We start from the raw sequence: 13,507 nt of genomic DNA, 5'->3' as shown, positions 1-13,507 counted from the left end.
GGTCGTGGATCCCATCCTAAATCGTCCTGACGGATGATTTAGGATGGGGCACCCGGAACGCCGTGAGTCTGAGGTCAATCGCCCAAGAGGCGAATGACGTGGTTGACGATGATGAGGTCTTCGGCGGGAGGAATTACGCAGACGGTGACTCGTGAGTCGTCGGCGGAAATGGTGGCCTGGCCGCGGACGTTGTTGCGGGTGGGATCGATGACGATGCCGAGGGCTTCGAGGTTGGCGCAGATTTCGGTGCGGGAGGCGATGTCGTTTTCGCCGATGCCGCCGGTGAAGACGAGCATGTCGAGGCCGTTGAGCTCGGCGTAGAAGCTGCCGACCCATCTGGCGATTGTTGAAGTGAATTTATCCACGGCGAGGCGGGCGTGTTCGTTGCCCTGCTTAATGGCTTCGCGGAGATCGCGCATGTCGTTTGAGACGCCGCTCATGCCGACGAGGCCGGAATTCTTGCTGACGACGGTCTCGAGTTTGTCGGCGGCCTTGCGGGTGTCGGGCTCGGATTTGGCGATCTGCTTGAGGATGAAGATGACGACGCCGGGATCGATGTCGCCGGTGCGCGAGGCAGAGATGATGCCGCCGCTGGGAGTGAGACCCATGGAGGTGTCGAGGCACTGGCCGTTGCGGATCGCGGAGATGGATGCGCCGTTGCCGAGATGGGCGACGATGAGCTTCTGAGGGATGTTGGGCTGAAGCTGGTGGATGATCGACTCGTAGGAGATGCCGTGGTAGCCGTAGCGGCGGACACCCATGTCGACGTACTCGTCGGGGATGGGCATGCGCCGGGCGCCTTCGGAGATGGTGCGGTGAAAGTAGGTGTCGAGCACCGCGAAGTTGGGGATGCCGGGGAAGAGCTTGAGCGCCTCGCGCATGATGTAGACGGCGATGGGCGTGTGGAGCGGGGCGAGGTCGGCGTACTTGTCGAGGTTGTCGATGAGTTCGGGAGTGATGAGCTGGTTTTCGAGGACGGTGGGGCTGCCGGAGACGGTGCGATGGCCGATGGCTTTGGGCTTCGGAAACTTTCCGGAGAGGACTGAGTGGGCGACAAGTTGAAAGGCAACTGACCGGTTGGGGAGGTCGGGGGTTTCGTCCGTGAGCTTGTTGCCTGCGGCGTCCTTGATCCAGAACTTGCCGTTGTCGGTAGCGATGCCGTCGACGGCGCCTTCGCAGATTTTGCTGCGCTGGCCGTCGTAGGCCTCGTACACGGCGAACTTGATGGAGGAGGAACCACTGTTTAGAACCAAAATCGGCAAAGACGACATTTGAGAACGTACCTCGTGCTGGTTGTGCGGGGGCTGAAGCCCCGTCTGTTTTGTTGTTCGGCTAGGGCACGACTTCAGTCGTGCCCTGATACGAGTCTTGCTTCCTTGTTTCCCACCCAAGCAGAGCTTGGATGGGGCACCCGCGATTTGTTATTGGCGCATAGTTCACTTCGTTTTGTCGGGTTGCCATTGCCACTTCTGGATCTCGGGGAGGTCTTCGCCGTGTTCCGAGACGTAGAGGCGATGGCGCTGGATTTGTTCTGAGTACCACTGGCGTGCTTCGTCAAGCTTGGGAGCGAGGCGCTTGACGCGGGTGATGGCGTCCAGGGTGAGCTGGAAGCGGTCGATGTTGTTAAGCACGCACATGTCGAACGGGGTTGTTGTGGTGCCTTCTTCCTTGTAGCCGCGGACATGCAGATTGTCGTGATTGTGGCGGCGATAGGTGAGGCGATGGATGCCCCACGGGTATCCGTGGAAGGCGAAGATGGTTGGGACCTTGGGCGGGAAGATGGCGTCGTACTCGTCGTCGCTGAGTCCGTGTGGATGTTCGGACTGCGGCTGGAGGGTCATGAGGTCGACGATGTTGACGACGCGGACGCGGAGGTCCGGTGCCTGCTCGCGCAGGAGCGTGACGGAAGCGAGGGCTTCCATCGTGGGGACGTCACCGCAGCAGGCGATGACGACTTCGGGATCTCCATCGTCGTTGGAGGCCCATTTCCAAATTCCGAGTCCAGTGGTGCAGTGGGCGACTGCTTCGTCCATAGTGAGCCACTGTGGTGCGGGCTGTTTGCCGGCGACGATGAGGTTAATGTAGTGGCGGCTGCGCAGGCAGTGGTCGGCGACGGAGAGCAGCGTGTTTGCGTCGGGCGGGAGGTAAATGCGGACGACGTCGGCTTTCTTGTTGACGAGGTGATCGATGAAGCCTGGGTCCTGATGCGAGAAGCCGTTGTGGTCCTGCCGCCAGACGAGGGAGCTGAGGAGGTAGTTGAGTGAGGCGATGGGTTTGCGCCACGGAATGCTGCGCGTGACTTTGAGCCACTTGGCGTGCTGGTTGACCATGGAGTCGACGATGTGGATGAAGGCCTCGTAGCAGCTGAAGAAGCCGTGGCGGCCAGTGAGGAGGTAGCCCTCGAGCCAACCCTGGCACATGTGCTCGCTGAGGATCTCCATCACGCGGCCAGTTGGGCTGAGGTCTACGTCGACGGGCAGGGTCTCAGCCATCCACGTTTTTCCGGTGCCGGTGATGGCGTCGCCGATGCGGTTGCTGGCGGTTTCGTCGGGGCCGAAGACCCGGAAGTTTTTCGAGTCCTGATTGGCCTGCATGACGGCTTGGAGAAGCTTGCCGAGGATGCGAGTCGATTCGGCGATGGTGGCGCCGGGTTTATCCACCTTGACGGCGAAGTCGCGGAAGCTGGGAATGCGAAGCGGCTGCCAGAGAAGTCCGCCATTGGCGTGGGCGTTCATGCCCATGCGGAGGCGGCCCTTGGGAGCGATGTCGGCGAGTTCGGAACGGAATGCGCCTTCTTCGTCGAAGAGCTCTTCTGGCTTGTAGCTGCGCATCCAGTCTTCGAGGAGGCGGAGGTGGTCAGGCTTCTCGCGCATTTCGCTGAAGGGAACCTGATGTGCGCGCCAGGTGTTTTCGACGGGCTTGCCGTCGACGACCTTGGGGCCGGTCCAGCCCTTTGGGGTGCGCATGATGAGCATGGGCCAGGCGGGGCGCTCGGTTGTTTTTCCTTCGCGGCCGGCTTTTTGGATTTCGGCGATGCGGTCGAAGATGCGATCGAAGATCGCGGCGGCTTTCTGGTGCATGACGAGCGGATCGTCGCCTTCGAGGGTGTAGGGCTCGTATCCGTAGCCCCGCATCAGGTCTTCAAGTTCTGCGTGAGGTATGCGGGCCAGAACAGTTGGATTGGCAATCTTGTAGCCGTTGAGGTGGAGGATGGGAAGGACGGCGCCGTCGGTGGCGGGATTGAGAAATTTGTTGGAGTGCCAGCTGGTGGCGAGGGGGCCGGTTTCAGCTTCGCCGTCGCCGACAACGCAGGCGACGATGAGGTTCGGATTGTCGAATGCGGCGCCGTAGGCGTGGACGAGGGAGTAGCCGAGCTCGCCGCCTTCGTGGATGGAGCCGGGGGTTTCCGGGGCGACGTGGCTGGGGATTCCGTAGGGCCAGGAGAACTGGCGGAAGAGGCGCTTGATGCCGTCGCGGTTTTGCTCGATGTGGGGGGAGATCTCGGAGTAGGAGCCTTCGAGGTAGGTGTTGGCCACTAGGCCGGGACCACCGTGTCCCGGGCCGATGATGTAGATCATGTCGAGGTGGCGTTCTTTGATGAGGCGGTTCCAGTGGACGTAGAGAAAGTTGAGGCCGGGGGTTGTGCCCCAGTGTCCGAGGAGGCGCGGTTTGACGTCGTCGAGGGTGAGTGGACGTTCGAGCAGGGGATTGTCTTTGAGGTAGATCTGGCCGACGGAGAGGTAGTTTGCGGCGCGGAAGTAGGCGTCAATTTTCTGAAGCTGATCGGGGGATAGGGGGCCCTGATTGGTGTGGGTGGTTTCGGGGGGTGCGGTAGACGCTGGGTTCGCGGTCATTGGGGGTACCTCGTAGGGAAGTGTTCTGACAGGTTCAGGCTAGCAGCGGAATGTTAAAGGCGGGGTGACTGATGTCACGCCTGCGCTGAAGCTACGGCGCTGCAAGCACGCCTTTGATGCAGCTGATGGCGCTCCCTTCAGGCCTTGAGTCTTAGAGGGAGAAGGTCTGTTGTTTTTGCTGTTCTTTGGCGGGGGGGTGGAAGTGGCGCTTAAGTCTCAGGATGCGCGACTCGAAGCCGTACCAGAGTATGGTGGCGACAAGGGTGGTAGCTGCGAGGCGGAAGGCGATGACGGCGAGGTTGCCGGGGATGCCGTAGGAATTGAGGCGGGAGTCGACCCATCCGAAGTAGACGAAGGTGGCGATGTGGGTCATGTAGAGGCCGTAGCTGATCTTGCCGTAGTAGGCGAGGGGGCCACAACGTAATGCGGAGTGGATTGGTCCCCGGAATCCCGTCGATGCGATCGAGGAGAGAACCGCGCCGCCGAAGAGTGTTGTGAGAGCGGAGTCCAGAAATGCTGTGCCGCCGGCGATGGTACCTGCGCAGAGGAATCCGATCGGCATGGCGATGAGGCCAATGGCAAGCCAGGTACGGCGGCTGAGCGGAAGCATGTAGAGGCTGAGAGCGAGGAGGCTGCCCATGGCGATGCCGTCGATGTGGGTGAGGGTGTGGGTGGGAGTGATCCACGAGTGGTGCGTGAGGCGAAAGATGGGGGCGGCGATGAGGAAGAAGATGAGGAGTGCGGCGAGCATCCAGGGGGCGCGGAAGACGCGGACGACGGGAGCCCAGAGGAAGTAATACTGCTCTTCGATTGCGAGCGACCATGTGGGTCCGATGGCGGGCGGCAACGCGATGTGGAAGAGATTTTGGAGGAAGAGAATGTATGCCCACCAGGGTGCGGTTCGGAAGGCTTCTAGGACGGGCAGGCCGATGAACCAGGGAGCGTTGAGATAGCAGACGATGAGCACGAGGAGGTACACGGGCCAGATGCGGAGAGCGCGGCGGGCGTAGAAGTTGCGGAAGTAGTGGGGCTGGTGTCGGGATTCGAGGAGGATGGATGTAATGAGAAATCCGGAGAGGACGAAGAAGAGGTTGACGCCGGCCCAGCCCCAGAGCGAGGGCTTGTAGAGGAAGGTGTGTTCGAAGCGGGGATGGCAGTGGTAGAAAACGACTGCGAGGACGGCGATGCCGCGCAGCCCCTGAAGCTCGGGGATGAAGGAGGGGAGCCAGGTTGGGCGTTCGAGGGGCAAAGAGGAAGATTAGCAGTCGAGAGTTGATGGATCCCAGGTCTCAGAATCCGAGACCCTTCGACGTAGCTCAGGGCAGGCTCTGGGGCACCCGAATGTTTCTGCCTTAGCCGGCGGCTAGTTCTTTGGCTCTTTGGGTGGCGCGCATTACGGCTTTGATAAGGGTGACGCGGAGGCCGCCTTCTTCGAGTTCGAGGATGCCGTCGATGGTGCAGCCGGCGGGGGTGGTGACTTCGTCTTTGAGGAGCGCGGGGTGGTAGCCGGTTTCGAGGACCATCTTTCCGGCGCCGAAGACAGTTTGGGCGGCGAGCTGCGTGGCGGTGTCGCGGGGGAGACCGACTTTGACGCCGGCCTCGGCGAGGGCCTCAATGATGATGTAGACGTAGGCTGGGCCGGAGGCGGAGAGGCCGGTGACCGCGTCCATGTGCTTTTCGTCGACGATGACGGAGCGGCCGACGGTCTCGAAGATGCGCTGGGCAAGTTCCATCTGCTCGGGTTTGACGAAGCGTCCGCGGCAGAGACCGGCGACGCCAGCGCCAAGGGCGGAGGGGGTGTTGGGCATGGCACGGATGACGGCGATCTCCATACCGGCGGCTTCTTCAATGGCGCGGGTCTTTACGGACGCGGCGAAGGAGACGATGGTCTTGGCCGGCGTGAGGGCCGGCTTGATTTCTGCGATGAGGTCGGGGACCTGGAAGGGCTTGACGCCGAGGAGGATAAAGTCGGCCTGGCGCGCGGCGGCAAGGTTATCGGTGCCGACGTCGACGCCCCACTGCGCGGCGCGGGAGAGGGCTTTCTCCGCGTGAGCTACGGTGGCGTGGACGTTTTCCGCTGCGAAGAGGTTCTGCTTGAGGAAGGCCTGCAGCAGGATGCCACCCATTTTGCCGGCGCCGAGGACGGCTACGTGGAGGTCAGGGATCTGAACGGGCGCCTGCGTGGACTCGACGGCTATCTCAGCCATGTTGTTCCTTAATGAACGAGGTGTTGGTACGTCATCAGAATAACTGCTGTGTTTGCCAGAGGGCAGGTTCTTTGGGATTTTGAGACCTGTTCGTCTTGCATTTCGTCGGGGGAGCGCTCGAATGTGGATCAACCGGCAAGACCTGCTCTATAGCGTGCGGTCCGTGCGCCGCTCGCCTTTTCTCTCGATCATCGCGGTTGTCGCCCTGACGCTCGGGATCGGGCTGAACGCGGGCGTGTTCACGCTGCTGAATGCGCTGCTGCTGTCTTCACCTACGGGGAAGGATCCCGGGAGCTTTTTGCAGGCTTACCCAAGGTACGACGGATGGTTCAGCGGGTCGGCGCAGTACTCCACGTTTACGACTGAGGACTACGATGCGATCCGTGCGCAGTCTCATGCGCTGGAGGAAGTAGCGGCGTGGCAGCCTTCCGGGGCGGTTCTGGAGCAGGGACCAAAGTGGGTGGGCACGGTGCTGGTGGATTGCAGTTACTTTCATGTGGTCGGATTCGATCAGCCGCAGATGGGCAGGTTTTTCACCTCTCATGAGTGCAAGCGTGATGCGGGAGCACAGGTGCTGGTGCTGAGCGATGCTTTCTGGCGATCGAAATTTGGCGCGGATCCGCACATCGTCGGCAAGGTGATCCACTTGAACGGGCTTCCATTTGAGGTGGTGGGAGTGGTGTCGGCGGATGCAGCGAACTATCTCGCGGGGGGTGTCTTCGTCCCGTATACTTCGCAGCCACTGCTGGACCGGAGCCACAATCTGCTGACCAGTCCTGACATGCCGTGGCTGCAGGTGTCAGGGCGACTGAGGCCGGGGTTCTCGAAGGTGGACGCAAGGGCTGAACTCGAGACCATCATGCGGCGGCAGGATCGCGCGTATCTTCAGCGCAAGGTGTCGGCGTTCAACCGCAGAACGTCGATTGTGCTGACGAACGGGTCGATCATCGAGAATCCGTCGTTTCATCACAATGCGGTTGCAATGATGACTCTGGTGCTTGGTCCACTGTCGCTGGTGCTGTTGCTGGCGTGCAGCAACGTGACGATGCTGTTTCTATCGAAGGCGGTGGTGAGGCGAGGTGAGATTGCGATCAGGCTTGCGCTCGGTGTGGGACGCGCACGGCTTACGCGCATGCTGCTGCTCGAGAGCCTGCTGATGGCGCTGGTGGCTGGGACGCTGAGTGTGGCGGTGGCGTATCGGGTGCCGCAGATCATCATGAACGCGATCAACCCGGAGGAATCTGGAGCGGTGCCGCAGATGCATCCGGACTGGCGGGTGTTCGGTTTTACGGCGGCGCTGATTTTGATTGCCACGGTGGTGTCCTCTCTGGCTCCGCTGCATGCGGCGTGGAAGCTGGACCTACTGACGGCGCTGAAGGGGCGCGAGGGCGCGGCGACGGTGCGGTCGCGAACGACGAACACCCTGATCATTGCGCAGGTTGCCATGAGCTTCGTGCTGCTGGCCGCGGCGGTTCTGTTTGCGCGGCTGCCGGGCATGGTTACGGCGATGGATCCGGGATTCGAGACGCGGCATACGATGTCGGTCTCGCTGAATGTCGATACGACTCAGGATAAGGCGAAGGCTCTCGATTTCTACCGTTCGGTGGAAACGCGCATTGCGGCACTGCCGAATGTGCAGTCGTTTGCGTATGCTACGCTGCGACCGTTCCGGCAGACGCCTCCGGCAGAGATTCGAGTTCCCGGACAGACGGCAGGGCAGGGAAGGCCTGCGTCCCTCGATGTTGTATCGAAGGACTTCTTTTCGACCTTTGGCGTTCGCATGGTAAATGGGCGGGCGTTCGCGGTATCCGACTTGGCGGGCGGAGGCGCATCGTCGGTTGCTGTGGTGTCGCAGGCTTTCGCGAAGGAGTTCTGGCCGGTGGAGAATCCGATCGGGAAGGTGGTCGTTGCTCCGAACGGCAGACAACTGACGATCGTTGGCGTTGCGGCGGATACTCGGTCGGAGCGGTTCGGCGTTCTGGATGGACCTCGCTTGTATTGGCTGCGTGATCCGGACTCGCTTGAGGGAGAGCTCTATGTTCGTTTCACCGGGAACGCGTCGAATGCGGAGGTCGCGGTTAGAAATGCGGTGAAAGCCGTCGATCCCACGCAGATGAACACTCCGCAGACGATCTGGGAGTCGCTGGAACAGAGTGCCGAGGCACTGCGCTCGCTGGCGCGTATTGTGCTGGTGATGGCATCGATCGCGGTGATGCTGGCTGTTACAGGCGTGTACGGCGTGTTGTCGTTTGCGGTGAATCAGCGCACGCGGGAATTCGGGGTGAAGATGGTGCTCGGGGCGAGCCGGAACGTAATCTTCCGGTCGATCATTGTGCGCGGTGCAAGACAGATCGGCATCGGATTGGTCTGCGGGATCGCTCTTGCGGAGCCTGCGGCGATTGCGTTTACGCGCGTGATGGTGAAGAACTCGCCGTTCCCGATCCGGGCTTTTGATCCGATCGTGTTTGGACTTGCGGCGATTCTTCTAGTTGTGGTTTCGCTGGCGGCGATGTTTCTGCCGGCGCTTCGCGCCACGCAGGTGGATCCGATTGAGGCGCTGCGAACGGACTGATGCGAAGGTCCGCCTAAGTCAGGTCTGTATAGAGAGGGGTTTAGCATAGCCATACGATGAGTCGTGTTTTCATCACCGGTAGTACGGATGGACTTGGTTATGCGGCAGCGCGGACTCTGCTCGATGAGGGGCATGAGGTGCTGTTGCATGCGCGGTCGACGGAACGCGCATGCGCGGTTGCGGAACTTGCTTCGCGATCGCTCGGCGTCGTCTACGGAGATCTGAGCAGTGCTGCCGAGACGCGCGAAGTCGCGAAGCAGGTCAACGCTGCAGGCCGGATGGATGCGATTATCCATAACGCAGGGGTTTATCGCGTCCCGAGTCGGAGTGCCACGCCTGAGGGTCATGCGAAGACTTTCGCCGTGAATGTTCTGGCTCCATACAGTCTGACGGCGATGATCGAGCGGCCACGCAGGCTGGTTTACTTAAGCAGCGGCATGCATCGCAGCGGAAGCGCGTCGCTGCGGGATGTCGACTGGGTTGAGCGACGCTGGGATCAGACGCAGGCCTATTGCGACAGCAAACTTCTTGTGACGGCGCTCGCGTTTGCGGTGGCGCGGCGCTGGCCTGACGTCTTGAGCAATGCTGTCGATCCGGGATGGGTGCCGACCAAGATGGGCGGAGCAAGCGCGACAGACGATCTCGCTATGGGACACCAGACGCAGACGTGGCTCGCGGTGAGCGACGATCCGGCCGCGACGGTCACCGGGAAATATTGGTATCACCGCAAGGTGCAGGCTCCTGCGCCTGATGTTTCCGATCCGTCCTTTCAGGATCAACTCGTCGAGAAACTGGCCGAGCTGACCGGAGTGAAATTCGATTAGCTGCGTCGACTTTTCCCGACCGCAGAGCGAATCTCCATCCAAAGACTGAGTAAGCAGCCAATCGACGGGTGCAGGACAGTGCATCACGTCAACAAGTAGTGTTCAACCGTGCAGCCCGCGCAAAAGTTCACCTTCCTGAACTCCGGTTTAGTCCGGTTCGCGGCGTCCTGTGCTTGAATCGCTTGCTCTGAAGTACGGATCGTGAAATCGCACATCAACAGGTGTCACCCGAACACCAGCGTTGTAAGTCTTTTGGAGGCTCGAAGAGTATATGAAGTCCTTTCTCAGTGTGCCGGCACTGTTGCTGCTGGCTTCCCTCGGTTTGTCTGCGCAGCAGATTACGGGCAATATCCGCGGAACCGTTACGGATCCGAGCGGCGCTGTTGTTCGCGATGCTGTGATTACGGCACGGCAGACGGAGACCGGTCTGACGCGCGGAACCAGCACCGATCGCAACGGCAGCTTCGTGATTCTGGAACTTCCAGTTGGTCACTATCGTCTGCAGGTCGCGGCGAAGGGCTTTCGAGAGTACGTGCAGGACGGGATCACGCTGAACGTGAACGAGACTGCTTCGATTTCGCCGCGTCTCGCCGTGGGAGCAGAGACTGAGCAGGTTGAGGTGAGCGCCGATGCGCAGTTGATTGAGCCCACCGTGACGAGCATGGGCAAAGTCGTGCAGCAGCGCGAACTTGAGGACCTGCCGCTGAACGGGCGTAACTTCTCGCAGCTCGGTCTGCTGCAACCGGGAGTCGTTCCGTTGACTCCGGGGATTGCTGAAGCGGGCGGATCGCTGCGCAATGGCCAGGGGTATGCGGTTAACGGACAGCGGCCTGAGTCGAACAACTTTCTGATCGATGGCGCCAACAACTTCAATGGCGTGGACGGCGGTTTTGTGTTGAAGCCACGGTGGATGCTATCAGCGAGTTTCGCATCATTACGCATAATGCGAATGCGGAGTTCGGGAACGCGCTGGGATCCACTACGAATCTGGTTACGCGGTCGGGCACGAACCAAGTACACGGCGCGCTGTGGGAGTTCCTGCGCAATGATGCGGTGGATGCGAACAACTACTTCGCGCAGACGAAAGAGCCTTTGAAACAGAACCAGTTTGGCGCCACAGTTGGCGCGCCGATCAAGAAGGACAAGGCATTCGTATTCGGGTTTTACGAGGGCTTCCGCAATCGCCAGGGAGAATCGGCTCTGACGACGGTGCCATCAGTGAAGCAGCGTGGGGGTGACTTCTCCGAGCTGTGCCCGGAGGGGTTCACGGCCGGGTTCTGCAACAATCCGCAGCACCAGCTGTTTAACGTGTTTGCGAATGCACCCTACCCGAACAACCAGGTGCCGCAGAATCAGATCAATCCTGTCTCCAAGAACCTGCTGAGCTTCTTTCCGCTGCCCAATGCAGGTACGAACCTGCTGTCGACGACACAGACTTTGAAGAATGATTCCGACCAGTTTGGGATCAAGGTGGATCACTACCTGACGCCACACGATACGCTGAACTTCCGCTACATGTTCAATCAGCTGTCGCAGGTTGATCCGCTCTCGCCAGGAGGCGCGAGCGTGCCTGGTTTCCCAGTGGGCGAGGACCAGCGGGCGCAGAACTTTGTTGCGCAGGAGACGCATACGTTTTCTCCGGCGCTGATCGGCATTGGGCGATTCTCCTTCCTGCGGAACAAGTTCCTGTTCGGCGAGCGCGAGGATCATCAGTCTCCATCGACGCTCGGTTTTCAATACTCGCCGAGTCTCGCACTGGCTTCCGGACCGCCGTTTATTCAGGTGAACGGATACGCGACGGTTGGCGACCCGATCACCGGACCACGGGATACGTACGAGAACGTGTTCGACTACTCGGGTTCGCTGAGCTGGGTTCGCGGCAAGCATGAACTGAAGTTTGGGGGCGGATACCAGCATCAGTACATCAACGTGCTGCAGGGCATTGCGACGAACGGGTTCTTCGTGTTCGTGCCGTTCCCGGTTACGGATGCGTTTGCGAGCTTCCTGACGGGGCAGCCTGTCGTATTCCTGCAGGGCATCGGCGACTTCTCGCGCGGGATTCGCGGGAACAACTCGAACCTGTACGTGCAGGACACCTACAAGGTGACACCGCGATTTACTGTCAACGCCGGTGTGCGCTACGAATTGCCGGAACCGTACACGGAGATCCACAACCGGATGACGCTGTTTGAGCCGGGCAAGCAGTCGCAGGTGCTTCCCAAGGCTCCTGCGGGGCTGCTCTATCCGGGCGATCACGGCGTTCCTGCAGGCCTGATCCCGACGGACAAGAAGGCGTTTGCGCCGCGAGTGGGAATCGCGTGGCAGCCGACGAACGACAGCAAGTGGCTGCTGACTTCGGCGTTCGGCATCTTCTACGAGCCTTACTACACAGGGCAGGGCGGACCGCTGCAGTCGCCGATCAGCGCACCACCTTATCTCGGTACACCGCAGGTGAGCTTGCCGGACTTTGCGGATCCGTTCAACGGCCATCCTCCTGCGCCGGGGACGTTCTCGACGCCGCTTACCAACCTTACGCTGGCACCGAACCTGACGCTGCCTTATACGGAAGACTGGGACCTGAACCTGGAGCGTTCTTTCGGTTCCGACTGGCTGTTTGAAGTCGGGTATGTCGGCACGAAGGGCACGCATCTGCCGCGCTTCATCGAAGCGAATCCGGCGGTGTTTGTTCCGGGGACGGTGAAGGGGCAGCCAATTTCAAACTCGAGCAACGCGGATCAGCGGAGGCTTTACTCGGGCTGCACGCTTGCGGATTCGCCGAGCAGCTGCAAGTACTCGTCGACGGGCGAGATTGCAGGCATCGCAAACTCCTCCTATAACGCGATGGAGGCGTCGATGCGGAAGCGGTTCAGCCACGGGCTGTCGTTCTTGTTGTCGTACACGTGGTCGAAGACGATCGACGATGTTTCCTCGTTCAACATCACGGGTTCGGCGGCAAAGCCGGTTGCGGGCGAAAACGATCTTGCCCAGAATCCATTCAACCTAAGGGCGGAGCGGGGGCTTTCGCTCTTCGACGCGCGCAACCGATTCGTTGCAAGTTATGAGTGGGCGCTTCCGTTCTGGAACCAGGGGCAGAACTGGTATGAGACGGCGTTCGGCGGCTGGCACCTGGACGGGATTGCGACGTTGATGAGCGGTACTCCTTTCACGGTGTTCGACTCGAATGACGTTTCGGCACAGGGCAGCGCGCCGGAGATCACGGGCTTCTCGGCTCAGCGGCCAAACCTTGTGGGCAATCCGAACAACGGTCCTCGCAAAGTGAGCGCGTGGCTGAATGCGAGCGCGTACCAGCGGCTCGATCCGAATGCCAACGCGGGGCAGTTTGGCACGGAGGGACGCAACGTGAATATCGGTCCAGCGTATGCGGACTGGGATTTCGCGGCACTGAAGAATTTCAGGGTTACGGAGTCGAAGCAGTTCCAGTTCCGCGCAGAGCTGTTCAACGTTCTGAACAGGACAAACTTCCGACTGCCGGACAGCGATATCAGCTCGCCGACGTTCAACGACATTCTGGCGTCGCAAGCCCCGCGCCAGGTGCAGTTCGCGCTGAAGTTCATGTACTAGCTGACTGGTTGTGAAACGAGATGAAGCCGTGCAGAGCCTGAGGGCGTGCACGGCTTCTCAATTTCTGGCAGGACGGTCGCACTTCGAGCGGGCTTGCCAGGATTTCAAGGCCTCGGCTTGTGAGCTGGATCACTGGTCGACTGCAGCGGGTACCCCCGCCCCCTCCCCATACACCTTGTAAAGAAGTCCCGTTGTTTCAGTGGTTTATCGAACGCGGTGAGCGCTAAGTGTATCTAGTCATTGAATTTATCCGCAAGGTGTTTCATAACAAAGGATTTAAGAGCAGAGACAAGGGACGATTGAGCAGGGGAGGAGGTGACAAGGGGGCGAGGCGACGAGGGACATAGGGGGCGGGGACCAAGGGATCTGAGAAGACTGGTTGCCGATCGTGTGGCGGTGCGGGTTCATATATCTCAAGTATGACGATTTGAGCGAATTAAACTGCAACGCGAGTGGAGTTTTTTACCT

The 13,507-nt window shown here is 60.4% G+C and carries 8 protein-coding genes; 4 read left to right on the top strand and 4 right to left on the bottom strand.

Translation table 11 applies throughout. The features are described 5' to 3' along the window. Nucleotides 1-74: 74 nt before the first annotated feature. The 4 genes from DHV10_RS05980 to proC form a co-directional block, all read right to left on the bottom strand. Nucleotides 75-1,271 carry an acetate/propionate family kinase gene (locus tag DHV10_RS05980; protein ID WP_109485341.1) on the bottom strand — a complete coding sequence of 399 codons (1,197 nt, stop codon included), beginning with the start codon at nucleotides 1,269-1,271 and terminating at the stop codon, nucleotides 75-77. Nucleotides 1,272-1,436: 165 nt separating this feature from the next. Beyond that, nucleotides 1,437-3,854: a phosphoketolase family protein gene (locus DHV10_RS05975; protein ID WP_109485340.1), complete on the bottom strand. Its 2,418-nt coding sequence runs from the start codon at nucleotides 3,852-3,854 to the stop codon at nucleotides 1,437-1,439. A gap of 151 nt (nucleotides 3,855-4,005) precedes the next feature. Continuing rightward, nucleotides 4,006-5,103 carry an acyltransferase family protein gene (locus DHV10_RS05970; RefSeq protein WP_109485339.1) on the bottom strand — a complete coding sequence of 366 codons (1,098 nt, stop codon included), beginning with the start codon at nucleotides 5,101-5,103 and terminating at the stop codon, nucleotides 4,006-4,008. A gap of 103 nt (nucleotides 5,104-5,206) precedes the next feature. Further along, nucleotides 5,207-6,061 carry a pyrroline-5-carboxylate reductase gene (gene proC, locus DHV10_RS05965; protein WP_109485338.1) on the bottom strand — a complete coding sequence of 285 codons (855 nt, stop codon included), beginning with the start codon at nucleotides 6,059-6,061 and terminating at the stop codon, nucleotides 5,207-5,209. 121 nt (nucleotides 6,062-6,182) lie between these two features. Between proC and DHV10_RS05960 the strand changes: the two genes are divergently transcribed. From DHV10_RS05960 to DHV10_RS28470, 4 genes are all read left to right on the top strand, one after another. Next, nucleotides 6,183-8,633 (top strand): ADOP family duplicated permease, encoded by a 2,451-nt coding sequence (locus DHV10_RS05960; protein WP_109485337.1) that lies wholly within the window; start codon nucleotides 6,183-6,185, stop codon nucleotides 8,631-8,633. A gap of 56 nt (nucleotides 8,634-8,689) precedes the next feature. Then, the gene (locus tag DHV10_RS05955) at nucleotides 8,690-9,457 is read left to right on the top strand and encodes an SDR family NAD(P)-dependent oxidoreductase (protein WP_109485336.1); all 768 of its coding nucleotides are present in this window, start codon (nucleotides 8,690-8,692) and stop codon (nucleotides 9,455-9,457) included. Nucleotides 9,458-9,728: 271 nt separating this feature from the next. After that, a complete protein-coding gene (locus DHV10_RS27690; RefSeq protein ID WP_239461301.1) occupies nucleotides 9,729-10,553 on the top strand; it encodes a carboxypeptidase-like regulatory domain-containing protein in 825 nt (274 codons plus the stop codon). Then, on the top strand, nucleotides 10,445-13,039 hold the full coding sequence (locus DHV10_RS28470) for an outer membrane beta-barrel protein (protein ID WP_476703837.1): 2,595 nt from the start codon (nucleotides 10,445-10,447) through the stop codon (nucleotides 13,037-13,039). Before DHV10_RS27690 ends, DHV10_RS28470 begins: the two co-directional genes overlap by 109 nt. Nucleotides 13,040-13,507: the final 468 nt, after the last annotated feature.

The sequence above is a fragment of the Occallatibacter savannae genome (assembly GCF_003131205.1).
GTDB lineage: Bacteria > Acidobacteriota > Terriglobia > Terriglobales > Acidobacteriaceae > Telmatobacter > Telmatobacter savannae.
Note: the sequence above shows the minus strand (reverse complement) of the source record. Positions and strands in the feature narration are given on the sequence as shown.

Bases quoted from the DNA above. Each gene is read 5' to 3' on its own strand.
- DHV10_RS05955 (WP_109485336.1), top strand. From the start codon at position 8,690: ATGAGTCGTGTTTTCATCACCGGTAGTACGGATGGACTTGGTTATGCG.
- DHV10_RS05960 (WP_109485337.1), top strand. From the start codon at position 6,183: ATGTGGATCAACCGGCAAGACCTGCTCTATAGCGTGCGGTCCGTGCGC.
- DHV10_RS05975 (WP_109485340.1), bottom strand. From the start codon at position 3,854: ATGACCGCGAACCCAGCGTCTACCGCACCCCCCGAAACCACCCACACC.
- DHV10_RS05980 (WP_109485341.1), bottom strand. From the start codon at position 1,271: ATGTCGTCTTTGCCGATTTTGGTTCTAAACAGTGGTTCCTCCTCCATC.
- DHV10_RS27690 (WP_239461301.1), top strand. From the start codon at position 9,729: ATGAAGTCCTTTCTCAGTGTGCCGGCACTGTTGCTGCTGGCTTCCCTC.
- proC (WP_109485338.1), bottom strand. From the start codon at position 6,061: ATGGCTGAGATAGCCGTCGAGTCCACGCAGGCGCCCGTTCAGATCCCT.